The sequence below is a fragment of the Bacillus sp. N13C7 genome, from assembly GCF_026790065.1.
Taxonomy (GTDB): domain Bacteria; phylum Bacillota; class Bacilli; order Bacillales; family Bacillaceae; genus Bacillus.
In genome coordinates this window covers 1-23,347 of sequence record NZ_JALAMO010000025.1, presented here as the reverse complement: position 1 = coordinate 23,347, position 23,347 = coordinate 1, and the positions used below count along the sequence as shown (strand labels likewise).

Annotated in this window: 28 protein-coding genes; 1 reads left to right on the top strand and 27 read right to left on the bottom strand. The window is 41.8% G+C overall.

The window, feature by feature from the left end:
* Positions 1 to 4: 4 nt before the first annotated feature.
* The 14 genes from MOB98_RS19805 to metG form a co-directional block, all read right to left on the bottom strand.
* Positions 5 to 958, bottom strand: a complete 954-nt coding sequence (locus tag MOB98_RS19805; RefSeq protein ID WP_268360608.1) for a ribose-phosphate diphosphokinase — start codon at positions 956 to 958, stop codon at positions 5 to 7.
* Positions 959 to 980: 22 nt separating this feature from the next.
* Positions 981 to 2,351, bottom strand: coding sequence for a bifunctional UDP-N-acetylglucosamine diphosphorylase/glucosamine-1-phosphate N-acetyltransferase GlmU (glmU, locus tag MOB98_RS19800; RefSeq protein ID WP_268360606.1), 1,371 nt, complete (start codon positions 2,349 to 2,351; stop codon positions 981 to 983).
* A 192-nt stretch (positions 2,352 to 2,543) separates the two neighbouring features.
* On the bottom strand, positions 2,544 to 2,837 hold the full coding sequence (spoVG, locus tag MOB98_RS19795; protein ID WP_003218346.1) for a septation regulator SpoVG: 294 nt from the start codon (positions 2,835 to 2,837) through the stop codon (positions 2,544 to 2,546).
* A 194-nt stretch (positions 2,838 to 3,031) separates the two neighbouring features.
* Positions 3,032 to 3,409, bottom strand: coding sequence for a 2-iminobutanoate/2-iminopropanoate deaminase (gene ridA, locus MOB98_RS19790; protein WP_003218344.1), 378 nt, complete (start codon positions 3,407 to 3,409; stop codon positions 3,032 to 3,034).
* Positions 3,406 to 4,263 (bottom strand): pur operon repressor, encoded by an 858-nt coding sequence (gene purR / locus MOB98_RS19785; RefSeq protein WP_003242134.1) that lies wholly within the window; start codon positions 4,261 to 4,263, stop codon positions 3,406 to 3,408. Before purR ends, ridA begins: the two co-directional genes overlap by 4 nt.
* 55 nt (positions 4,264 to 4,318) lie before the next feature.
* Positions 4,319 to 5,188: a 4-(cytidine 5'-diphospho)-2-C-methyl-D-erythritol kinase gene (gene ispE / locus MOB98_RS19780; RefSeq protein WP_268360647.1), complete on the bottom strand. Its 870-nt coding sequence runs from the start codon at positions 5,186 to 5,188 to the stop codon at positions 4,319 to 4,321.
* Between the two features lie 147 nt (positions 5,189 to 5,335).
* On the bottom strand, positions 5,336 to 5,521 hold the full coding sequence (locus MOB98_RS19775; RefSeq protein ID WP_003218333.1) for a small, acid-soluble spore protein, alpha/beta type: 186 nt from the start codon (positions 5,519 to 5,521) through the stop codon (positions 5,336 to 5,338).
* Between the two features lie 159 nt (positions 5,522 to 5,680).
* The gene (veg, locus tag MOB98_RS19770; protein ID WP_003218330.1) at positions 5,681 to 5,941 is read right to left on the bottom strand and encodes a biofilm formation stimulator Veg; all 261 of its coding nucleotides are present in this window, start codon (positions 5,939 to 5,941) and stop codon (positions 5,681 to 5,683) included.
* A 209-nt stretch (positions 5,942 to 6,150) separates the two neighbouring features.
* Positions 6,151 to 7,023, bottom strand: a complete 873-nt coding sequence (prtG, locus tag MOB98_RS19765) for a sporulation-specific protease PrtG (RefSeq protein ID WP_268367110.1) — start codon at positions 7,021 to 7,023, stop codon at positions 6,151 to 6,153.
* Positions 7,024 to 7,184: 161 nt separating this feature from the next.
* The gene (gene rsmA, locus MOB98_RS19760) at positions 7,185 to 8,063 is read right to left on the bottom strand and encodes a 16S rRNA (adenine(1518)-N(6)/adenine(1519)-N(6))-dimethyltransferase RsmA (RefSeq protein WP_268360603.1); all 879 of its coding nucleotides are present in this window, start codon (positions 8,061 to 8,063) and stop codon (positions 7,185 to 7,187) included.
* Entirely contained in the window at positions 8,056 to 8,616 is a 561-nt protein-coding gene (gene rnmV, locus MOB98_RS19755; RefSeq protein ID WP_268360602.1) for a ribonuclease M5, read from the bottom strand. Before rnmV ends, rsmA begins: the two co-directional genes overlap by 8 nt.
* 144 nt (positions 8,617 to 8,760) lie before the next feature.
* Positions 8,761 to 9,984 (bottom strand): ubiquitin-like domain-containing protein, encoded by a 1,224-nt coding sequence (locus MOB98_RS19750; protein ID WP_268367111.1) that lies wholly within the window; start codon positions 9,982 to 9,984, stop codon positions 8,761 to 8,763.
* 245 nt (positions 9,985 to 10,229) lie between these two features.
* Positions 10,230 to 10,997: a TatD family hydrolase gene (locus MOB98_RS19745; protein WP_268362811.1), complete on the bottom strand. Its 768-nt coding sequence runs from the start codon at positions 10,995 to 10,997 to the stop codon at positions 10,230 to 10,232.
* Positions 10,998 to 11,075: 78 nt separating this feature from the next.
* Positions 11,076 to 13,070: a methionine--tRNA ligase gene (gene metG / locus MOB98_RS19740; RefSeq protein WP_268362809.1), complete on the bottom strand. Its 1,995-nt coding sequence runs from the start codon at positions 13,068 to 13,070 to the stop codon at positions 11,076 to 11,078.
* A gap of 495 nt (positions 13,071 to 13,565) precedes the next feature.
* Here metG and abrB point away from each other — a divergent pair, with 495 nt between their 5' ends.
* Complete coding sequence (gene abrB, locus MOB98_RS19735) at positions 13,566 to 13,856, top strand: transition state genes transcriptional regulator AbrB (protein WP_268362813.1); 291 nt, start codon at positions 13,566 to 13,568, stop codon at positions 13,854 to 13,856.
* A gap of 48 nt (positions 13,857 to 13,904) precedes the next feature.
* Here abrB and rsmI read toward each other — a convergent pair whose 3' ends face one another.
* The 13 genes from rsmI to csfB all read right to left on the bottom strand — a co-directional run bounded on the left by rsmI (position 13,905) and on the right by csfB (position 23,182).
* Positions 13,905 to 14,783: a 16S rRNA (cytidine(1402)-2'-O)-methyltransferase gene (gene rsmI / locus MOB98_RS19730; RefSeq protein ID WP_268362807.1), complete on the bottom strand. Its 879-nt coding sequence runs from the start codon at positions 14,781 to 14,783 to the stop codon at positions 13,905 to 13,907.
* Positions 14,758 to 15,057: a GIY-YIG nuclease family protein gene (locus MOB98_RS19725; protein ID WP_268362805.1), complete on the bottom strand. Its 300-nt coding sequence runs from the start codon at positions 15,055 to 15,057 to the stop codon at positions 14,758 to 14,760. The genes rsmI and MOB98_RS19725 overlap by 26 nt, the downstream gene beginning before the upstream one ends.
* Positions 15,044 to 15,787 (bottom strand): tRNA1(Val) (adenine(37)-N6)-methyltransferase, encoded by a 744-nt coding sequence (locus tag MOB98_RS19720; RefSeq protein WP_268362804.1) that lies wholly within the window; start codon positions 15,785 to 15,787, stop codon positions 15,044 to 15,046. Before MOB98_RS19720 ends, MOB98_RS19725 begins: the two co-directional genes overlap by 14 nt.
* Positions 15,788 to 15,844: 57 nt before the next feature.
* A complete protein-coding gene (gene yabA, locus MOB98_RS19715; protein ID WP_010332687.1) occupies positions 15,845 to 16,204 on the bottom strand; it encodes a replication initiation-control protein YabA in 360 nt (119 codons plus the stop codon).
* Positions 16,205 to 16,218: 14 nt separating this feature from the next.
* The gene (ricT, locus tag MOB98_RS19710) at positions 16,219 to 17,046 is read right to left on the bottom strand and encodes a competence/sporulation regulator complex protein RicT (protein ID WP_003242158.1); all 828 of its coding nucleotides are present in this window, start codon (positions 17,044 to 17,046) and stop codon (positions 16,219 to 16,221) included.
* Positions 17,047 to 17,048: 2 nt separating this feature from the next.
* Positions 17,049 to 18,038 (bottom strand): DNA polymerase III subunit delta', encoded by a 990-nt coding sequence (holB, locus tag MOB98_RS19705; protein WP_268367112.1) that lies wholly within the window; start codon positions 18,036 to 18,038, stop codon positions 17,049 to 17,051.
* Between the two features lie 11 nt (positions 18,039 to 18,049).
* Positions 18,050 to 18,490: a YaaR family protein gene (locus MOB98_RS19700; RefSeq protein ID WP_268367113.1), complete on the bottom strand. Its 441-nt coding sequence runs from the start codon at positions 18,488 to 18,490 to the stop codon at positions 18,050 to 18,052.
* 12 nt (positions 18,491 to 18,502) lie between these two features.
* Entirely contained in the window at positions 18,503 to 18,832 is a 330-nt protein-coding gene (gene darA, locus MOB98_RS19695) for a cyclic di-AMP receptor DarA (protein ID WP_003218295.1), read from the bottom strand.
* 74 nt (positions 18,833 to 18,906) lie between these two features.
* Positions 18,907 to 19,545: a dTMP kinase gene (gene tmk, locus MOB98_RS19690; protein WP_268367114.1), complete on the bottom strand. Its 639-nt coding sequence runs from the start codon at positions 19,543 to 19,545 to the stop codon at positions 18,907 to 18,909.
* Complete coding sequence (locus MOB98_RS19685; protein WP_268367115.1) at positions 19,542 to 20,984, bottom strand: aminotransferase class I/II-fold pyridoxal phosphate-dependent enzyme; 1,443 nt, start codon at positions 20,982 to 20,984, stop codon at positions 19,542 to 19,544. The genes tmk and MOB98_RS19685 overlap by 4 nt, the downstream gene beginning before the upstream one ends.
* Before the next feature lie 81 nt (positions 20,985 to 21,065).
* Complete coding sequence (locus MOB98_RS19680; RefSeq protein WP_268367116.1) at positions 21,066 to 22,223, bottom strand: toxic anion resistance protein; 1,158 nt, start codon at positions 22,221 to 22,223, stop codon at positions 21,066 to 21,068.
* Positions 22,224 to 22,241: 18 nt separating this feature from the next.
* Complete coding sequence (locus tag MOB98_RS19675; RefSeq protein WP_268367117.1) at positions 22,242 to 22,856, bottom strand: 5-bromo-4-chloroindolyl phosphate hydrolysis family protein; 615 nt, start codon at positions 22,854 to 22,856, stop codon at positions 22,242 to 22,244.
* Positions 22,857 to 22,987: 131 nt separating this feature from the next.
* Positions 22,988 to 23,182 carry an anti-sigma-G factor gene (csfB, locus tag MOB98_RS19670; protein ID WP_268284243.1) on the bottom strand — a complete coding sequence of 65 codons (195 nt, stop codon included), beginning with the start codon at positions 23,180 to 23,182 and terminating at the stop codon, positions 22,988 to 22,990.
* Positions 23,183 to 23,347: the final 165 nt, after the last annotated feature.

The window sequence follows — 23,347 nt, the reverse complement described above, 5'->3', positions numbered from 1 at the left end:
CGGTTTAGCTGAACAGATAGCTGACGGATTGCTGCTCATGAACGCGAATAATTGCCTCAGCCAGAAGCGGTCCGACTGAAAGCTGCTTGAACCGTTCAATTTTCTTTTCTTCAGGAAGCTTGATGCTGTTTGTCACCACAAGCTCTTTAATTGTTGAATTATTAATCCGCTCAACAGCAGGGCCTGATAGTACAGGGTGTGTACAGCATGCATATACTTCTTTCGCTCCGTTTTCAACGAGCGCATTAGCAGCAAGGGTAATCGTACCTGCAGTATCAATAATGTCATCGATGAGGATAGCAGTCTTCCCTTCGATGTTACCTACAATATTCATGACTTCCGCCACGTTCGGACGCGGACGGCGTTTGTCGATGATCGCAATCGGCGCTTTTAGTCGGTCAGCCAGTTTGCGGGCGCGTGTCACACCGCCATGGTCTGGTGAAACAATGACGATATCTTCAAGGTTTTTGCCTTCAAAATATTCTCCTAAAATCGGAACACCCATTAAGTGGTCAATCGGTATATCAAAGAATCCTTGAATTTGCGGCGCATGCAGATCAAGTGCAATCACACGAGTCGCACCAGCTGTTTCAAGCAGGTTAGCGAAAAGTTTTGCTGTAATTGGCTCACGGGATCTTGCCTTTCTGTCTTGACGCGCATAACCGTAATAAGGAATAACAATGTTAATCGTTTTTGCAGAAGCGCGTTTTAACGCATCTACCATAATCAGCAGTTCCATAATATGCTCGTTAACGGGGTCACTTGTAGACTGGATGATATAACAATCACATCCGCGAATACTTTCTTCGATATTAATCTGGACTTCCCCGTCACTAAATCTTGTGACAGAACATTTCCCTAATTGAACTCCAACTATATCTGCGATTTCTTTTGCAAGCTCTGGATTCGAATTCAAAGAAAAAATCTTTAAATTCTCATCTCCGTATTGATTAGACATGGATAAACCTCCGAATTTAGGATTATTTTTTATGAATATTTTTCACATAATCATCTTTATTTACTTGTCTCGCTCTGGCAATAGCAAGCGCTTTTCCAGGTACATCTTCTGTAACAGTTGAACCTGCCGCCACATAAGCGCCTTCTCCGACTGTAACAGGGGCAACCAAGTTAGAGTTGCAGCCGATAAACGCGCCGTCTTCAATTTTCGTCAAATATTTATTCTTTCCGTCATAATTGACAGTTATTGAACCGCACCCCAAGTTTACATCTGTACCTACCTCAGCATCACCGATATAGCTTAAATGAGAAGCTTTACTTCGGTCTCCGAAATGAGTCTTTTTGATTTCAACAAAATTCCCGATCTTCACTTCATTCCCGATGACAGAATCAGGTCTGATGTGAGCAAAAGGTCCTATGTTTACATCATTCCCCACTTTACTGTGATTGACTACCGATTGTTTAATGACTGTCCGGCTGCCAATTGAACTATTCATAATCTCCGTATGAGGGCCGATAATCGTATCTTCTCCGATTTGCACCTCACCTTTAATCACAGTTCCAGGATAAATCACAGTGTCGCTTCCGATAACAGCTTCAGGAGAAATATACGTGTTCATCGGGTCAATCAGCGTTACGCCATTTTGCATATGCCGTTTATTAATGCGCTCTTTCATAAATTGTTCTGCCTGAGAAAGAGCAACTCTATCATTAACTCCGAGCGTTTCTTGGAAATTACCAGTCTGGTAAGCGGCAACAGTTTCGCCTTCGTTTTTAAGAATCTCTATGACGTCCGGCAAATAATACTCGCCTTGAGCATTGTCATTAGACACCTGATCAATGGCCCGGAATAACGCTTCATTATCAAAACAATACGTACCGGTATTGATCTCAGTTACAAGACGTTCTTCTTCAGAGGCGTCCTTATGCTCAACGATTTTTTGAACCGCTCCGTTTTCGCCGCGAATAATGCGGCCGTATCCGGTTGGATCTTCTGCAACCGCAGTTAAAATCGTAGCTTTCGCTTCTCTTTGTGTATGTTCTTTCAGCATCTGTTCCATTGTCTCTGCTGTTAAAAGCGGCGTATCTCCGCAAATAACAATCGTGACGCCTTTTTCGTCAGCAAGAAATGGCTGTGCCTGTTTTACAGCATGAGCAGTGCCAAGCTGTTCTGCTTGAAGCGCGTACTCGCTTTTATCACCAAGCTGCTTTTTCACTTCTTCCGCACCATGTCCGACAATCGTGACAAGCTTCGATAAAGATAACTTTAAGGCTTCGTCCACGACGTGCTCTACCATAGGCTTACCGCAAACTGGATGAAGGACTTTATAAAGCTTCGATTTCATTCTCGTTCCTTGTCCAGCCGCTAAAACAACTGCAAACCGCTTATCCATTTATTGGCCTCCAATATCCCTTTTATCCATAGAAAAATATATCCTAAATATCTTCTGATTTCAAGGAGACTTCATGAAGTGCAAGAATTTTCTATTGAGTACAATTAAGTTTGAAAAATCAGAATTAAAAAAGGACTGCCGGAAAAAGGCTTTTGTCAGCCCTTACAGCAGTCCTTGCTTTTTGGTTATTTTTTAAGAAGCTCCAGCTTCTTCGAATTCTAATGCTTCAGTGTCACCCAGACGATGATACTCATTTAACACGGCATCTTGAATCTTTCCTCGCGTGCTTGAATTAATAGGATGAGCAATATCGCGGAACTCTCCATCAGGGGTGCGTTTACTCGGCATCGCAACGAAAAGACCATTGTTTCCATCAATCACACGAATATCATGTACAACAAATTCGTGATCCAGCGTGATGGATGCAATCGCTCTCATGCGACCATCGGTATTCACGCGGCGTAATCTTACGTCAGTAACTTCCACAGTAGTTCACCACCTTTTCCCTATATAAAAGCATTAGTGTATCAATTCCACGATTTTTTCTGAAATCCTGCTCGTTTTTAAAATATTTTTTGAAAAAATAGGATATAGTTACACAATTAGGTCATAACGCTTTTAATTCGGGCATAAGGTAAATAAAAAAGTGATTCCAAGCTTACCCAGAATCACTTTTCTTATTATTTTACCAATGCAATTACTTCAATCTCAACCAGCGCGTCCTTCGGAAGTCTCGCAACTTCAACGCAAGATCTCGCCGGTTTGTGAGTGTCAAAATATTGTCCGTACACTTCGTTTACTTCCGCAAACTGTTCCATATCCGCGATAAATACAGTCGCTTTTACAACTGTTTCTAAAGAAGCGCCTGCTTCTTCCAGCACCGCTTTTAAATTGCTGAATACTTGATGAGTCTGCTCCTTAATATCACCGTTCACCATTTCGCCTGAAGGAGTTAACGGGATTTGGCCAGAGCTGTAAAACATATTGTTTACGATAATCCCTTGTGAGTATGGCCCGATTGCCGCTGGGGCGTGTTTTGTGTGGACTGCTTTTGTCATGATTCTGTCTCTCCATTCTTTAAAAGATTGTCTTTAAAAAAACGCAGAAAATTGCCATTCTGAATTTCAATGGACTTCTCTTTCATGTTGATGGTTGAAAGAGTAAGAAGTGACATATATTCATCAACAAGACGTTCATCTACTCCCTCGGCTTCAACCAAGACGCCGATCCCCGCCACATTTGCGTTAAACTCATCCAACAGGTTAATCATACCATTAATTGTACCGCCTGCTTTCATAAAGTCATCGATAATGAGTACGTTTGAACCCGTTTTCATGCTTCTTTTCGCAAGTGACATCGTTTGGATGCGGTTGGAGGAGCCTGAGACGTAATTAATGCTGACTGTGGAGCCCTCGGTTACCTTGTTGTCTTTGCGAACGATGACGACAGGCACATTCAGATAGCTCGCAGCTGCGTACGCCAGAGGGATGCCTTTCGTGGCAACGGTCATGACAACATCAATTTCGCGATCTGCAAACACAGAAGCAAACAGCTTCCCTACCTTGGAGAGTACAGATGGCTTTCCTAAGATATCCGTTAAATATACATAACCGCCCGGAAGGATACGCTCAGGATTTGCCAGCGACTGTCCAAGTGTCTGCACAAACTCTTCTGCTTCAGCCTGCTTCATTTTCGGAATATATTTGACGCCTCCGGCAGCTCCGGGAACAGTAAGCAAAGTACCAATTCCCTGCTGTTCAAAGGTTTGCTTAATAATTGTTAAATCTTCACTGATCGATGATTTTGCAGATTCATACCGCTCAGAAAAAAAGGTTAGCGGTATTAACTCGTGCGGATGGGTTAACAAGTAATTTGTTAAGTCCACCAATCTGCCGCTGCGACGAAACTTCATGAACTTACCCCCAAAATCCGAATATTTTAAGAACAATATAACTTAACATACGGATTTAATCAAGAGCGTTCTGTTCGCCGATCATTCTCACCGCATAAACTTGATCGCAGAAGCCTCTTAACCCGTTATAAATTCTTTGCACCTTCGATTCATACTGAACCAATCCAAACACTGTCGGGCCGCTCCCGCTCATTAACACGGCATCTGCGCCAAATCGTTTCATCTGGTTTTTGATCATTGCGACTTCAGGATGCATATCAAGCGTTACAGATTCAAGCACATTGCCTAAACGGCTGCACATCTTTTGAAAACTCTTTTCTTCTATAGCCTCAATCATACCATGTACATCTGGATGCTCTACCTCATCTAGCTTCAGCTGTCTGTACACCTCAGCAGTTGATACACCGATTGTCGGCTTCGCTAGAATGACCCAGCAATGCGGAGGCGTGCTGATGTGTTTAATCTGCTCGCCGCGTCCTGTTGCTAGTGCAGTCCCACCATAGACACAAAATGAAACGTCAGAGCCAATTTCCGCTCCAAGCTCAGCAAGCGTTTCTGCAGAAAGATTTAAATTCCACAGTCTGTTCAGCCCTCTGAGCGTCGCCGCCGCATCACTGCTTCCGCCGGCAAGACCGGCAGCCACCGGAATCACCTTCGTAATCATGATGGAAACTCCCTTTTTCACGTTGTATCTGTCTTTGATCAGCTTGGCAGCCTGATAAGCTAAGTTTCTTTGGTCGTCAGGCACAAAACGGTTGTGGGAGGAAACCCTCACTTCATCCTCTGCCAGCTCCGTCAATTCAATCCGATCCGCTAAGTCAATCGTCGTCATAATCATTTCAACTTCATGATAGCCATCCGGGCGTTTTCGGGTTACGTCAAGTGACAGATTGATCTTCGCTGGCGCTTTTTCTAAAATACGCATAGCTTTCACCTACTTCTCCATCTAAACATAAGTATGAACATTGTATCACATTTGAAGTACAGGATGAACATATCCATATTTCAGACCATTATGTATTTATATCCAACACAAATAACCGGGGAACGGCATGTCCCCCGGGTCACATCCTTATCGGTTATTCTGATTCTGAGCCATTTGCTGTTCGGCGATTTCAATAGCGCGCTTTACCATATTACCGGCATCACGGGCCCGAATTTCGCCCCAGCCCCCATTTTTGACTGTGTCATAAAAACCAAGGTCTTTAGCCAGCTCATATTTAAACTCATCTGACATAACTCCACGACGTCTGCCCAAACGAAACAACCCCTTTTTTAGAAGTGATAGCCATTCGTGCACGTCACGATAATATGTGACCGTTTTATCTTTTGTTAAATCAGATGGAACTTTCATTAAAATTATTGGAAACCAAAAAAGGGCAAAACAAAAAGCAGTAAACAAAAGGTTCACTGCCCATTAAAATGCCACTGAGCTTGCGGCGTCATCATTAAATGTCAGCTCAACAGTCTCAGTCAAAATATCAGCATAACTGTATGAAACTCTTTCAAACGAGTTCTCGTCTTGATCTAGTTGTATCACAAAAACAGAAGGGTACGTCTCAGCTAAAATGCCCGAACGCTCAATCGTTTTTCGGCGGCCACCGTTTGCTTTTAACGTCAGCCTTTTACCTAAATTCCCATCAAGCGATCTTTTAATATCGGACAACGTCTTCGCCATTGCATCCACCTCACTACATTTATTGTACAACACGAGCCCATTTTTGTCAAATAAAATTTAAATTATATCAACGTTAATAAGACGTTGTCAATAAAATTATTTTGACAAAATTCTATGATTCCTCAATTATTTTCCGCAAGTTTCGGTAAATTATGTATCCTTATGTAAAATAAAAAACCCGCATAGATCCCTATGCAGGTTTTCATCTGTTAATTGGACTTATAAGGCATTCCAATTCTCAGCACTCCTCTTGTTTCAATACCTCCAAGCCCTTTCTCTCTTGTCAGCGTATTACGGAGCACTTCCCATACATTGATTCGTTCCATAAACGGTGTGAAACTGATTTTCGCGACGATATATACCGGATCAAGCGCATGAATATTTACTCTTGATGGTGAACTCGCAAAATTTGCCCCCGCTTTTATGAGCGATTCAAAATGGGATTGGCACGCCCCCGCAAAAATAACAAGCTGATCTAAGTGAGGGATCTTTTTTCGGGCGTTCTGAACTGTTTCAACAAAGTGCTTTGAATGTCTATACGCGTTCAAATCATCAATGCTGCCCTTTTGCTTTGAGTACGCATCATGCCCTGTTATGACCAGGATGTCAGGTCGATATTTGTCGAGCAATTCTTCTATAGAAGCAGACATCTTCTTTTCATGGCAATGGATGCCGTATACTGGCACTCCAATTTTTTTATAGACATTCAGGCATTTTTTCAGATACGCTTCATCACCGTCCAGATGAAGCACCTTGCCCGGCATGTGAAAATAATGCTCCTGATGCTGATATTGGCTTGTCGCATAGTACTCCTGCTTTTCTCTGAGCAGCTTATAATCCTGGCGGAGCAATTCGAGCGATTCATTCATTCTGCTCTCATCTTTCTTTTTCCGCATCATCTGCTCATCTTTTTTTACTGCGACCAGATCAGAAAAATCCGAATCAGCAATCAGCCTGACTTCATCACCATGCAAAATGGCGATTGAATTCCCTTTGCTTGTTTGCTCTATTCCTATAATGCGAAACAAAACATCCATTTGATAGGATTTTCTGGCTACCATATCCCCTATTTGAAATTGCACGTTCCTCACTCCACACATAGACTAAGCCTCATCATGAAAGAAAGAGCCTTGAGAAAGCGCCTTTTTTCGCTGAGTCCAAGTTTTTCTTATCATTGAATTTAAAGGTCCTTCTCTAGCCTATGTAGCGGCAGTCCATGTGGTGCGCAAAACAAAAAGCCCTTTTAGAAAAGGGCTTTATACAATCCGTTAGACAGCGCCGCGAACTCCTCAATAGACAGGGATTCACCTCGGCGCCTGCCGTCAATATTCGTTTCTTCCAGCACTTGCTCAATCGTTGATTTTTGCATTTTTCCTTCAGGCAGGTTGTTGACTAAGTTATTGAGCAGCGTTTTACGGCGCTGAGCAAAGCTCGCCTTGATTAACTGAAAGAAAAAGGCTTCGTTTTCCACATCAACTGCCGGGCCGTCACGCAGAATCAGCCGAATAACTGCAGAATCGACATTAGGCTGAGGAACAAATACGGTTTTCGGAACGGTCATTACCGTTTTGGCTTCTGTATAAAATTGCACCGCGATAGAAAGTGAACCGTATTCCTTGGATGAAGGGTCTGCCGCCATGCGATCTGCCACTTCTTTTTGCAGCATGACCACAATTCCTTTCAGCGGAAGATGCTCTTCAAGCAATTTCATGATAATCGGCGTTGTCACATAATAAGGAAGATTGGCTACAACCATGATCTCATCACAGCCTTGGAATTGTTCTTCAATAACTGATTTGACATCAGCCTTTAATACGTCCTGATGAATAACAGTCACATTGTCGTAAGGGGACAGTGTATCTTTCAGGATCGGCAATAATCGCTGGTCAATCTCAAATGCCACAACCTTTTTCGCCCGCTTGGCAAGCTGTTCGGTCAACGCCCCGATTCCCGGGCCAATTTCAATAACACCGGTATTTTCCGTCACTTCCGCGTGGTCGACAATTCTGTCTAAAATGTTTGTATCAATTAAGAAATTCTGTCCTAAGCTCTTTTTAAAAGAAAAACCGTATTTTTTCAGTATCTCTTTCGTTCTTATCGGTGTCGCAATATCTTTATTCATTCTGTTCCTCCCGCAAAACGGTATCGAGCGCACTCATAAAATCACCTTTTTTAATTTGAAACATTTGAAGCCGTTTTTGAAGCTGTTTGCCATTGGTATAGCCGATTTTCAACAGATCCCCCAACCGTTCGCGGCGCCGTTTGGCCGCAGATCCGCCAATCAATCCGGCATGAATCAGATCCTCAGCTGAAATGTCACTGGGCTGCGCTTCCATCTCTTCGTGCACGTTTTCTAAACATGCTCTAATGCTTTCAATCGATGCGTGCTCCACACCGATTCCCCGCTTGTTTTTAGGTTTGGCAAGATGCTTTGGCAAAAATGCATGCTTACAGCCGGGTACAGCCTCTGAAATGGTTTTGCGGATCTTCTCTCCCGGGAAGTCCGGATCCGTTAAAATGATGACGCCTCTGGTCTTCTGGGCCAAGCGGATTTGGTCAATCACATGATCATCGATGGCTGAACCATTTGTTTCAATTGTGTCTGCATCAACAGCCAATTTGATGCGGGCCGTGTCATCACGCCCCTCGACCACAATGATCTCTTTTATTTTCATTATTTCCTCCAAGACAAAATAAAAACTTTTGTATATTCATGAAACTTTTTCTTATATCGAGCGTCTAATAAGCAGAAAATACACTTTGTCTATTATAACGAAAAAAACAGAGGGCGCAAAACCCTCTGAATACATAAGTATATATTAATTTAAGATTTTAATTTTGACTGTTTTATTTCCCCATCGGTAAGCCGATGATTTCTCTGGGAAAAAGACATCTATTTTGTTCCCTTTAATCGCTGAACCCGTATCTGCAGCAATAGCATATCCATAGCCTTCAACGTGGACTTTGGAGCCTAGCGGAATGACATTGGGATCCACAGCGATGACCTTGGCATTCGGATTATTTTTTAAATTGACGCCTGTCGCAGTGTGTCCAGAACAACCGCTGCAGCTTGCCGTATAAGCCGTAGATGATACAGTCATGACCTTGCCTGTTGATTCATTGCTGCGGGACACAACTGTTTTTGAATCACCGGAAGCACTGACCTTTTCAACCTTTGGACTGCTTTGCTTTGTGCCGACAGCAATCACTTTGTCTTTGCTTTGTTCAGCTGTTTCTTCTTTAATAAGCTCTCTAGACACTTCTTTGCCGTTTTCTTTTACGACTTCGAAATGTTTTTTAAGCTTGCCTTCTTTTCCTTTTTGGACGACCTTTTCTTTCCCTTTTTCAAGAGAAGCGTCTTCTTGCTTTTTCACATCGAACGCAATTTTCTCTTCAACTACATCGGTGACCTTTTCGATACGAGTAATTGTTATATCAGCCTTTCCTTTTGTCAGCTTTGCATCTAACGCAGGCTTGATTTTATCTTCGTCTTTTATGCTCATCTTTTGCTGTTTTAAAAAGTCAGCGACCGTAGTCGAAGTCGTCCAGATCTTCTTTTGTTTTCCTCCATCATTCACAGTAACCTGGAATGCGGGCTGTATGTTAATCTTCATGTCTTTCGAAATATCTGTATCTATTGCAGGATCAATTTGATCGTGTTCTTTCACATCAACATCTTGTTCGTCCAGTAATGCACCGACCGTTTTTGCTGTTGACCATAATGTCTTTTCTTCCCCGTTTATAGTAAGCTTCACAGGTTTTGCAGCCTCATACACAACGTCCATATCTGCTGTTATCTTTGTCTGTTTAGCAGGTGTGATCTTGTCTTCGTCTCTTGTCTTTATATCAAGCGTCTCTAAAAGATCACCGACTGTACTTGCATGTGTGCGTATATGTTTCTTTTTGCCATTGATAGAAATTGAGACTGATTGTTTCGTCAGCTCATGAGCTGCGTACGCAGTCCCGCTTCCTGCCAAAAGCAAACAAGCAGCAACCAGAATGACTTTGCTTTTGCTAAGCTTTACGGAAAACAGCTTTTTCATTTTTTGTGTGATGAAAAACGCCTCCTTCTCCTCGGAGAGATTATATAGAGTATCTAAAAGGCTGTCAACCCTCCCTTCTCTTTCTCCTAAAAGCTCAGTGTCTTCTTCATTATCCTGAAATACACTGAAAAACGGAAGAAAGACTTGTCGACAAACCTATCATATGAGGAGAAGAAAGCATGTAGAACTTTTATGAAAAAACGCTGTAAGGGACAAGCACTTACAAAACCCGCTAGCGTTTTTTGTCAGTTTATACGGAAAAGTCTTTTTGCATTTTCAGTCGTGATTGATGCAACTTCTTCGAAGGTCAATCCTTTTAATTCAGCGATCTGCTCTGCCACATATTTCACATAACTTGGCTCATTTCTTTTCCCGCGGTAAGGGTGAGGTGTGAGGAACGGGCAATCGGTTTCAATCAGCAAACGGTCATTTGGAATTTCCTTCACAACTTCCTTCGGCTTCTTCGCATTTTTGAATGTCACCGGTCCCCCAAAGGATAAATAAAAATTCATTTTCATGCATTCTCTTGCCACTTCCGCACTTCCTGTAAAGCAGTGCATGATGCCGCCCACAGCTTCTGCGCCTTCCTCTTTCAAAATGGTTACGACATCCTCCGTAGCATCACGGTTGTGAATGATAATAGGCAGATTGACCTCTTTTGCCAGGGCAATTTGTTTTCTGAAGACTTCTTTTTGAACATCTTTAGGAGATTTATCCCAATGATAATCCAGCCCCATCTCACCTATCGCTACCACTTTTTCATGAGCAGACAGCTCTTTAATCCATGCTAAATCTTCCTCTGTCATGTCAATCGCATCAACAGGGTGCCAGCCGATGGCTGCATAAATAAAATCATATTCCTCAATCATTTCCATCGCACGGGTAATGGTCGGGCGGTCAAAACCAACTACGACAATCCGTTCAACTTTTTCAGCTTTTGCCCGTTCAATAACCTCTTCCAGATCAGTATCATATTGTTCTGCATTTAAATGTGCGTGTGTGTCAAACAACATAAATGAAAAACTCCTTTCTTGTCGAAACACAAAAGGTGTTCGACGAATTGTTACACGTGAAACACCTTTTGTTTGTCATTATTTAATTCTTGTTCCCTTTGGTAACGACTGATCGATAGATACGACTTTTAATACGCCGTCTGCTTCCCCTGCAAGGATCATACCTTGAGAAAGCTCTCCTCTTAGCTTAACCGGCTTTAGATTCGTTACACATACGAGTTTTTTCCCAACAAGCTCTTCAGGCGTATAATGCTTCGCAATACCGGATACGACTTGGCGTTTTTCAAAACCAAGATCCAGCTGAAGTTTCAATAAACGGTCTGCTTTTTTCACAGGCTCTGCCTCGATGACCTCTGCCACGCGAAGTTCTACATCCATGAATTGATCAATCGTAATTTCAGGTAAACGATCGACCTCTTGTGGTTCTTCTTCTTTTGTTTCTTCTTTCGCTGGTGCTGAACCTTGCATTTTCCCTTTGATGTAAGCAATTTCTTCTTCTGCCTCTAGACGTGGGAACAACGGCTCGCCTTTCTGTACTTTTGTATCTTTCAGCTGACCGAAAGCTGTAATGCTGTCCCAAGCTTTTAGAGATTCATCAGTAATGCCCAGCTGCTCAAACATTTTTTTCGGTGTCTTTGTTAAGAACGGCTGAAGCAGTACAGCTGAAATACGCAATGATTCAGCCAGGTGATACATAACGGATTGCAGTTCTTCTTCTTTTGCCGGGTCCTTTGCAAGCACCCATGGAGCTGTCTCATCAATGTATTTATTTGTACGGCTGATGAGCTGCCATAATGTCGAAAGAGCTACCGAGAATTCCATGTTTTCCATTGCATTCTCGTAAGCCTTCACCGTTTCTTCAGCGACTGACACGAGTGTTTGGTCAAATTCCGTTACGGCGCCTTTGTACGAACCGATTTGTCCGTCAAAATACTTATTGATCATCGCAACTGTACGGTTCAATAGGTTTCCTAAATCATTCGCTAAATCATAGTTAATTCGCTCAACAAATCCTTCCGGCGTGAAAACACCGTCGGATCCGAACGGCACTTCGCGAAGCAGGTAATAACGAAGTTCGTCTAAACCGTAACGTTCAATTAATGTAACCGGATCTACAACATTTCCTTTTGATTTCGACATTTTTCCGTCTTTCATCAAAAGCCAGCCATGCGCGAATACCTGTTTTGGCAGCGGAAGATCCAGCGCCATCAACATAATTGGCCAGTAAATAGTATGGAAACGCACAATTTCCTTACCGACTAAATGAACATCGGCAGGCCAATATTTTTGATAAAGTTCATCATTTTCTGTATCATACCCGAGTGCTGTTAAATAGTTAAATAGCGCATCGATCCAAACATATACAACGTGCTTTGGATTTTCCGGCACTTTCACGCCCCAATCAAAAGTGGTCCGTGAAACAGCTAAATCCTCTAGTCCAGGCTTGATAAAATTGTTAATCATTTCGTTTTTGCGTGATTCCGGCTGGATGAATGTCGGATTTTCTTCATAGTATTTCAGAAGACGATCCGCGTATTTCCCCATACGGAAGAAATAAGATTCCTCTTTGATCAATTCAACTGGGTGTCCGCTGTCAGGGCTTTTTCCGCCGATGACCTCTCCCTTTTCATTCCGCTCGATATCAACCAGCTGAGTTTCCGTGTAGAACGTTTCATCCGGGATACTGTACCAGCCTTCATATTCATCAAGATAGATGTCTCCGTTATCAAGAAGCTTTTGAAACACCTTTTCAATGACCACTTTATGCCGTTTTTCTGTCGTACGGATAAAGTCATCGTTTGAGATTTCAAGCTGCTTCCACAGTTTCTGAATATCTGCCGCTGCGCGATCCACATACTCCTGAGGTGTAATGTTTTCCTGCTCAGCTTTTTGCTGGATCTTTTGTCCATGCTCGTCCGTTCCCGTTAAATAGCGAACATCGAACCCTTTTAATCTTTTGTAACGTGCCATTGCATCTCCCGCCACTGTTGTATATGCATGGCCGATATGTAATTTTCCGCTCGGATAATAAATCGGTGTTGTAATATAAAATGTATTGTTTTCTTGCGGCATCTTGAAACCTCCCAATCAGAATGTCAAAAAGCTCCCGCCCAAAGGACGAGAGCGGCGATAAATGCAAATCATATATGATTATTCTTTATATTTTATCCTGTATCTATGATACCATCTTAGCCTTTAAGATCAAGAATATATACGTATACCCTGAAAAAGAATAATTAAAATTAAAAATCTTTAATGAAAATAAAAAAAGTCTATTAATGTCGAATTTTGTCGTATATAATCAAATGAAATAAAAAACCTTGGTTCGAAAGTCTTGATTTAAAAGGATTTTTAGTAGGATAATAGCTATATTAAAAGTTTATAAAATGCTGTTATTCCAGTAGTTTCCGAGGCATTACTGACTATAAGAACTAATTCTTACAATCAATAGTAAACAAAATGATTGACGATTATTGGAAACCTTGTTATGCTATGAAGGTAAGGATTTTGTCGAATAATGACGAAGAAAAATATAATTTAAACAAATAATTATCTCTTGGGAGGAGACTGTTTATGAAATCTACTGGTATTGTGCGTAAAGTTGATGAATTAGGACGTGTAGTTATTCCTATCGAATTGCGTCGCACTCTTGGAATCGCAGAAAAAGATGCTCTTGAAATTTATGTTGATGATGAAAAAATCATCCTTAAAAAATATAAACCAAACATGACTTGCCAAGTAACTGGTGAAGTTTCTGATGATAACCTTAAACTTGCAGGCGGCAAATTGGTTCTTAGTAAAGAAGGCGCTGAGCAAATCATCAGCGAAATCCAAAGCCAGCTTCAAAACCTTAAATAATCATTTCTTGTACAAAAAACGTTCTTGTTATGACACAAGAACGTTTTTTTATTGCTGAATATGGTAAGCATCGTATACTTCACGCTTTGGTACATTGCGATCAACTGCTGCTTTTTTAATGGCCTCTTTAGATGTTGCGCCTTTCGAGATGTAATGCTCAACATGTTCTTTCGCCGTGAGAGCTTCCCACCATTGTGTTTCTTCATCTGAATCCTCAGCTTTACTTCCTTCTACGACAAGGCAAAACTCACCGCGGATCTGATCCTCGTTTGCCCATTCGATGATCTCGGATATCGTGCCTCGGATAAACTCTTCATATTTCTTCGTGAGTTCGCGCGTTACAGCAATTTCCCGATCTCCTAATATTTCTGCCATCGCTGACAAGGTTTCCTTCAATCTGTGAGGCGCTTCATAAAAGATAATCGTTTCCTGCCGTTTTTTAAGGCCTTCAAGCTCCTTCTTCTTTTCTTTTTTCTGCCTGTTGAGAAAACCGTAAAAGAAGAATGGCTGCGGTACAATCCCTGAAGCGATTAGAGCCGTTAAAGCAGCATTTGCTCCCGGCAGCGGAACAACATAACCGCCAATCTCCGTAAAATCCTTTACGATTTCCGCTCCCGGATCAGAAATCGTTGGCAGCCCGGCGTCACTGACCAAAGCAATGTTTTTTCCTGATTTCAGCCATTCAATAATTTTGTGGCCACTGCTTTCTTTATTATGTTCGTGATAACTGACGAGCGGTGTCTCAATTTCGTATACATGACAAAGCTTCTTCGTTTGTCTCGTATCCTCCGCGGCAATTGCATCCACTGATTTCAGCGTGTCGATGGCCCGAAATGTCATATCCTCTAAATTTCCGATTGGGGTTGGGACCAAATAAAGAATCCCCATGTCTGACTTGCCATCAAAGCTCTTTTGGCGCCTTAACATATACAGCCTCCTTGCTGTTCCGCTTTTCTTCTATATAAAGCTCTTTTTTCTTTCGAGTCATTTTCTTGAAAAAGTATTCTGCCTGCATGGCTTCCCGCTTCGTTGTGAAAGCTTCTGCAAAAATCAATTCAACCGGGCGTCTTACTTTTGTATACTTTGCGCCCTTTCCGTCATTGTGTTTTTTCACCCGTTTCTGCAGATCGTTGGTATACCCGGCATACCAGCTACCATCCTTACATTGCACGACGTAGAAAAAATGATTATTTGTCTCCATATAAAATGGTCCTGATTTCTTTTGTATATTCATTTTGTTCGTCATAAACGAACAAAGGGGGAAGTATTTTCAAGTCGGGGCGTCCGCCTTTGATGCCCTCAACCAAAATGGTATTGGCTTCTTTTCCTTGCTTCGGGTAGACAAATTGCACACGCTTTGGCTCGATTTGATAAGCCTTCATCAGTTCAAAAATTTCTAAAAGCCGGCCCGGCCGGTGAACAAGGGCTGCCTTTCCTCCTTGTTTGAGCAGCTTGCTGCTGACTGAAATGACATCCTCCAGTGTGCAGTGTATTTCATGTCTTGCGATTCGGAGATGCTCGTTCATGTTTTGTTCAGTTTGCTTCGGCGTTTTAAAATACGGCGGATTGCAGGTAACAACATCATATCGATTATGCCCCAGCTTCTCCGGCATGTTTTTCAGATCATCAAGTATGATCTGAATTTGATCCTGCAGCTCATTATACGCCACACTGCGAACGGCCATATCATGAAGTCTTTCTTGAATTTCAACTCCAAGAATGTCGGCCTTGGATCTTGTACTGAGCAGCAGCGGCACAATGCCATTGCCCGTGCATAAATCAACGATTTTTCCTTTTTGAATCGGAACGTATGCAAATTTGGACAGAAGTACAGCATCCAATGAAAAAGCAAACACCGTTGGACTTTGTATGATTTTCATGTCCTCTGCCAGCAAATAATCTAATCTTTCATCATCACGTAATGAAACCATCTTCTTATCCTTTCAGTACCTTTGAAAAAGGCTCCCGTCGTATGCGGAAGCCTTTTCCTATTTTTTATTTAAGAATGACAGACAGAAAAGACAATCTTCTTTTCGAACACTTCCATAGTGGACATTGCAGATATGAAATCCTTCTTGATACAGACGTGCCAGATTATCATATCCTTCCCCTATATCAGCTTGCTCTGTCTTCTGTGTTTTTGATTCTTTTTTATCAGCTTTGAACTTTTCAATCTGCTGCGTCGTATCGTCCAGCCGTTTGCGCAAATGCTTATTTTCAAGCTGTAAATGATGATTCTCTTCAATCATCTCACCGATGTGCTGCTTCAAATCCCCCAGCTGCCGGTATAGTGAGCCAATTTGTTCTTCTAAGTTAATGACTGTATCAAATAACTCTTTTTTATCCAAGGTTCCACACCTCGTTAATCTGTGGTTTGTGCGGATACGACGCCCTCTTCCAAGAGCTCTTCCCAAGTATATTCTATCACTTTTTCACGGTTTATCAGTTCCACCTGAAGCACCCGTTCCAGAATATTAAGTCCAACGACCTTCGCAGGGCCGTTTGCTGTCGTAATCATTTCTCCTATATCCGGAAGCTGTTCTTTTGCCGTCTCATACTCATCGTTCTCATATTTTAGACAGCACATTAAACGTCCGCAAAGACCTGAAATCTTCGTAGGGTTTAAAGACAAGTTCTGATCCTTGGCCATTTTAATGGAAACAGGTTCAAAATCCCCGAGAAATGTTGAGCAGCAAAGCATTCTTCCGCAAGGGCCGATTCCTCCGAGCATTTTTGCCTCATCCCTTACCCCGATTTGGCGCAGCTCAATCCTTGTTTTAAAGATAGAAGCCAAATCCTTTACAAGCTCTCTAAAATCTACTCGGCCGTCAGCAGTGAAGTAAAAAATGACTTTATTGCGGTCAAACGTAAATTCAACATCAACCAGCTTCATATCCAAGCCATGTTCAGCCACTTTCTTTTGGCAGATGTCAAATGCTGATAAAGCTTCCTGTTTATTTTCCTCTACGATGAGAAGATCGCGTTCGTCAGCCACACGTATCACTTTTCGCAGGGGCAGCACAACATCATGCTCATCCACCTGTTTATTCGCAATCACGACCTGGCCGTACTCAACGCCTCTGACAGTCTCTACAATTACGCAGCTGTCATGTTCTATATGAAATCCATTCGGATCAAAGTAATATATTTTACCCGCTTTCTTAAAGCGGACACCAATTACATTGTACAAGCTTATCCCTCCTGCAACATTAACACCAAGTGCTCCATTAATCCTTGTACATTCACATTGGAATGAAGCCGTTTCTTTGCTTCTAAAACAGCAAGAATTTGATTCGTAACGCTTTGTTGTGTTGATTGTAGCGCATGCTGTTTTATTGATTGGAATAAGTCTTGATAAATCAATTTATCTTCATTTCCTATTTGGATGGACAACACATCACGATATATCAATAAGAGCATATCAAGACCCATTTCTTGATGGGTTTTTTCTTTGAAAAAGGGCATCCATTGATCTTGAATAAAGAAAAAAGCATGTCCTTTCCGCTGGTGTAGGACTTCATACAATTTTATCACTTTCGCTCTAGACTCTGCAAACTCATCATTTCGACTTAATTCGACTGCTTCTGCTACATTGTTGGTCATGTTGGCCAGAAGCCTCGCCATATGAGGCGAGACATCCTGTTCGATTAGTCTCTCTTCAATTGCTTTGGGCTGCAAAGGCTGAAAAGGAAGGGTTTGGCATCTTGAAATGATGGTATCCAATAACCTTTGGGGCTGCTCAGTGATGAGGATCGCCATTGTGTCTTTATTTGGTTCTTCTAAAAATTTCAGAAGGCTGTTTGCCGCATTTGCTGTCATTTGATCTGCGTGCGAAATAATATACAGCTTTTTATGCGATTCAAGCCCTGTCTTAGAGAACTCTTCCTGCAGCGCTTGAATTTGCGCCTTTTTGATCGATAAACCATCAGGCTGAACAAGATGGAGATCAGGATGGTTCCCTGACGCTATCCGTTTACAGTTTCGGCAGCTCTCACAAGGCTCCGCGCCACCCTCCAAGCAAAAAAAGCTTTTCGCAAGAAGCAGCGCGGCATCAAGCTTGCCTGTTCCCTTTTTTCCCTCAAATAAATATGCGTGTGATAATCTGTCCTTCTCAATACTATTATATAAAAGCTTCATCACTCTGGGCTGAAGCTCGGTCATTTCCTTCCAGGATATTGCCATTGTATCACTCTCTATGTGTAAAGGTTAATCAATAAACCTTTTATTTCGCCAATACGCTCCAGCAAATCAATTGCCGGCTTTTCCTGATCCATCATCTCTTCCGTAAGCTGTATCAATTTGTCATCTATTTCTTTCACAAGTCCCAGCGTTCTGCTGTTACCGTACAGGTCAAAGCTTTGCGCCGTTTCATGTGAAAGCCCGCTGTCTACAGCTTCTTTGACAAAACGTTTCACGAGTCCCTTAAATCTCGCTAGGTCTTTAAAATTCCGGGACTTCGTCAGTCTTTTTCCAAACGCTTCTATATCCGATAACAGCCTAGTCAGCTGATCAAATTTCAATTTGCTGCTTTGGTTTTCCATTGATGTTTTAAACGACGCTGTGATCTCAGATGTTTTCACAGAAGGAAGCTGCTTATTATCTATAAATGTACGTATATCTTTATTAATTTTCACAGTTTCAAATCCTTAAAATTGATGAAATTCATCGACTGGAAGAACAAACACTGTCGCTCCGCCAACTTCAACTTCGACTGGATAAGGGACATAAGAATCGGCATTTCCGCCCATTGGAGATACTGGGGCAATCATCTGATCGCGTTTCTGCCCATTTTCTTTAATGAGACTTAATGCTTTATCGACGCGTATATCCTCGACACCAATCATAAACGTTGTATTGCCTGATTTAAGAAATCCTCCCGTCGTCGCAAGCTTTGTGACTCTAAAGTTGTGATCCGTTAAGGTTTTCAAAAGTCTGTTGCTGTCCTGATCTTGTACAACTGCCACTATCAATTTCATCTGTGAAGGCCTCCTTTAGATTGGAAACAACAATGATCTCGTTTACATTATTATATCAACTATTGGGAAACAGGTCACAATTGAATTTTTTTCAACGCTTCATTGATAACCTTTAGGACATCCTGAACGACGAGGTCTTTGGACTGGCCGGCATCAACTGAATGAAATCTTTCCGGAAATCGCTTCATCAGCTCTTGATAACCTTCCTGTACCTTTGTATGGAAGTCTAATTTTTCTAAATCGAGCCTGTTTTTCTCCCGTGAGCCGTTTGCGTGAATACGCTTCAGCCCCTCTTCTGGATCAATTGAAAAATAAACCGTTACATGGGGCATCATATCTCCGATGGCGAATTCATTAATTGACAGAACCTCATCAATCCCAAGTCCCCTTGCATATCCTTGGTATGCGAGTGAACTGTCTATGAATCTGTCGCAAAGAACAACATGCCCCTGTTCTAATGCTGGTTTTACTTTTTCGACTAAATGCTGGCGTCTTGCAGCTGCATATAAGAGAGCTTCTGTTTTTGGATCCATTAAGGTGTTGTTCTCATTCAGAATAACCTCTCGAATTTGTTCTGCAATATCTATGCCGCCTGGCTCTCGAGTTGCCGTAACCTGAAGGCCTTCTGCTGTCAGTATGTTTTTGATTTCCTGCAGAACAGTCGTTTTTCCCGCACCTTCAGGACCTTCGAATGTAATAAATAAACCGCTCATGACTTCTCCTCTTCTATATAAACAAGTAGTTGTTTCTCTTTGATTTTCATATTCCCTTGAACATGCGTTTTCATGCTGATCAAGCGGCTGAGCTTTTGCACACTTTCTCTCGATATTCTTTCTCCCGCCATGATCATTGGAATACCCGGAGGATAAGGAATGATATCCTCTGCGTTCAGCCGGCCTGCTGCTTCATCAAAGTCCACATATTCTTTCTTGAACGTATGCAAGACCTTTTTTGGATAAGGCAATACGGTAACCGGCTGTGCTTCCCATTCTGCAGAAACAAACATCTGATCCGGAGGCGTTTTTTCAATTTCTTCATCAATGCTTTTAATGATTTCAGCGTTTATTCTGCGTTTTCCTCCCAAGGGAAGAACGAGCAGCACTTGATTTTCATCAGCAAGCTCAGTGAATATGTTGACACGCTCTAAGATGTTTTGCAGCGTATACCCAGAATGGCCCCGTGTGGAACGAATGGTGAGCTTCAACGGATCCGATATCAACCGTGAATCGGCCGGTTTGACAGCTTCTGCATTAGTAAGTAAATCAAACGTTTGTTTAAGTGATTGTATTCGCTGCAAAATGCCGGAGAGCTTTTGTTCTTCTATAATATGCTGAACATAAGCACGGGCAATGTCTAATGAAGCCATGATCGGATAAGACGGGCTGCTGCTTTGTAAACGGGCCAGGTTCTCTGCCACCCGATTCCGATCAACTCTGCTGCCTCTATTGAGATGCAAATAAGAACCCATCGTCATGGCCGGCAGCGTTTTATGAGCCGACTGAACAACAATATCTGCCCCCATCTCTAAAGCTGAGACAGGAAAAGGCTCTCCTAAAACAAAATGTGCACCATGCGCTTCATCCACCAAAACAGGAATCCCGTAATGATGGGCTTCTGAAATGATTTCGGTTAAGTCAGCACTATGCCCGTAATATGACGGATTGGTCAGCACCAAGCCTTTTGCATCTGGATATGCTGCCAAGGCTTCTTTAACTGTATCAGGCGGAACATGCGTAGGCACATGCATTGCTTTATCAACGTCAGGTGCGAGATAAACCGGCTCAGCACCAGCCAGATCAACACCATGAAATACAGACTTGTGACAGTTTCTCTGGACCAGAATTGTATCCCCCGGGTCACAAACAGATAAAATCATTGCTAAGTTCCCGACAGTCGTACCATTGACAAGCAAAAAACTTTCCGCCGATCCATATAATTGACTGACAAGCTCTTGAGCTTCCTTAATCACCCCAGTAGGATGGTGGAGATCGTCCAATCCTGCCAGTTCAGTTACATCAATGGTGAGTAGCGGATTGAATATCGACTTAGCGTCATCAAAAAAGACATCTCCATTGTGATGTCCCGGAACATGAAATGAATGAGAATTTCTTCTCGCATGCTGAATCAGTGCTTTATATAAAGGTGTGTTCATTAAAACAATCCTTTGAATGTGTTTTCTTACACTTTATTATATCGTGCCTCTGACAGAACTTAAAGCTAGACTTACTGGTAACTATCTTTCCTTTATTGTAAGCAGTTTTTGCTTCAGATCGCCTTCCATCATCATGAGTTCTTGTTCTGCCTGATGCCGCTTAATTCGTCCCTCTTCTTGTATCGTCAGCGTTTCTTCAAGCGTGCTGATTAAGCTTTCCTGAACCTTCTTCAAAGTATCGATATCAACAAGGCCTCGTTCATTTGCCCGTACAGTTTCAATTGTATTGGTTTTTAAAAGCTCCGCATTTTTCAGTAAAAGCTCGTTGGTTGTATCAGATACTTTCTGTTGTGCATCTACTGCATTGCGCTGCCTTAAAAGCGTCAGCGCAATTGCTACTTGGTTTTTCCAAAGCGGGATTGCAGTCACAATGGATGATTGGATTTTTTCAGCTAACGCTTGGTTTGTATTCTGTATCAGCCTGATTTGCGGCGCACTTTGGATGGTAATTTGCCTGCTCAGCAGCAAATCGTGCACCCTTTTATCTAACCGGTCAGCAAATTGAACTAAATCGTTTACTTCTTGCACGGCCATTTGGTTGTGCTCACTTGATTCGGCTTGTTGCTTCAGTTCAGGAATTGTTTTTGTTCTTAATTCCTCCAGCTTCAGTTCCCCTGCAGCAATATAAACATTCAGTGCGGCGAAATACTCTTTGTTTTTTTCATATAACTGCTCTAACAGTTTATTGTCACTGATTAAGGCATTTTTTGAATGCTCCAGCTTCAAACTGATTCTGTCTATCTGCACACTGGTCTTTTGATATTTAGACAGCACCTCCTGAAGAGAACTCGATACTCTTCCAAACACGCGTGCCAAAATACCCTTTTTCTTTGACTGAAGATCATCAGGGTTTACTTGCTCCAGCTTTTTCATCAGCTCTCCAAGTATCTCGCCAATCTCTCCGACATCCTTCTTTTGAACATGATCAATCATGGTATGAGAAAAATTCAGCAGTTTAGATTGGGCTTGTGAGCCGTATAAGACAATGCTCTGCATATTATTATGGTCGATCTGTCCAGCAAGCTGAATTGCTTTTTCCCTGTTTTCTTCAGGAAGAACATCGACAAGGCGTACTTGCTGCTTCTCTGCTTTTACAGCCTCCACCCTGGGTATTTCTATATCACCAAAAGGGTCGGCCAATAATTCATCTATTTGAAGGTCGCTTTGATCTCTGCTCATCGCTCTTACCCTCTTCCATTATTTCTTTAATGAATGCTTTGCTGCATCTAATTCAAATTGCAGGTCATCAATTTCATCACCCATTAAATGAGTTAAATCTTCCTCTAAACGCTTGGTCAACTCAGCAAGTGTGATACGCGCCTCACTTAACGACATCGACAGCTCTTTGCTTTTTTTCGGGTGAGAAGAGAGAAAGGCATACTTCTCTGTTAATTCAACAACTGAATCGAGAGTTTGATAAAAAAAGCGCTCAGCCTGATAAAACCGTTTCGGCTCTTTTTTGGTGAGGATATAAATCCTCCTGACAAGTCTCAGCATTTCTGCATTTTGTTTAAACATTTGAATGCTTTTTGCCTGAAACAAAGCTTTCCGAAGCCGTATGATTTTCTGCCTTGCTTCCTCGAGGTTTTTCTTAATGTAGGCATATTCTCTTCCTGTCAGTTCATGCCTTTTAAGAAATAACCGTCTCGAATTCCAAATACCAGCTGTATATACCACTGCTCCTGAAGCGAGCCCATAAACAAATGATAAGAAAAGTGACTGATTTAAAGCGAAAAAGCTCAATATCCCTATGAAAACAAAAGTCGCACCGCTTGTTAAACTCCATATCAAAAAGTGAAGAAACCTCTGCATGAGATAATCGACTCCTGTGTATATACTCAGTTTTAATATTATTATCTACTACGTTCAATCCCTAAACAAGTTTCACCTTCTTTTTATTAACCCATTCCTTATAAATGGTACAAAAAAAGACCTTTTCAGGTCTAAGAATATAATGGCGGTGTATGAATGCTTTTTAGTTTCTTTACGTAAAAGGCATAGTCAGGATCGGAAGTTGATGTAGAAATTACTTTTCTCTCACAATCTAAGCATATGAATTTCGTATAAAGATGGATGCCTCTATTCTTCTCTTGATCACAAATCACACATGTATGATTAGGTTTAACTGTTTCGTCCATCGTCCCCACCTCCGTACAATTAGCCTTCCCTTAAACTGGATATTGTATACACTATTTAGATCTTTTCGAAACTTGAAATCAGTATATGGGCTATATAAGCTGTCGGTGTTTGTATTTATTTGATTTTATCGATCTAGAATAAACAAAAAACCCAGCTCATTGAGC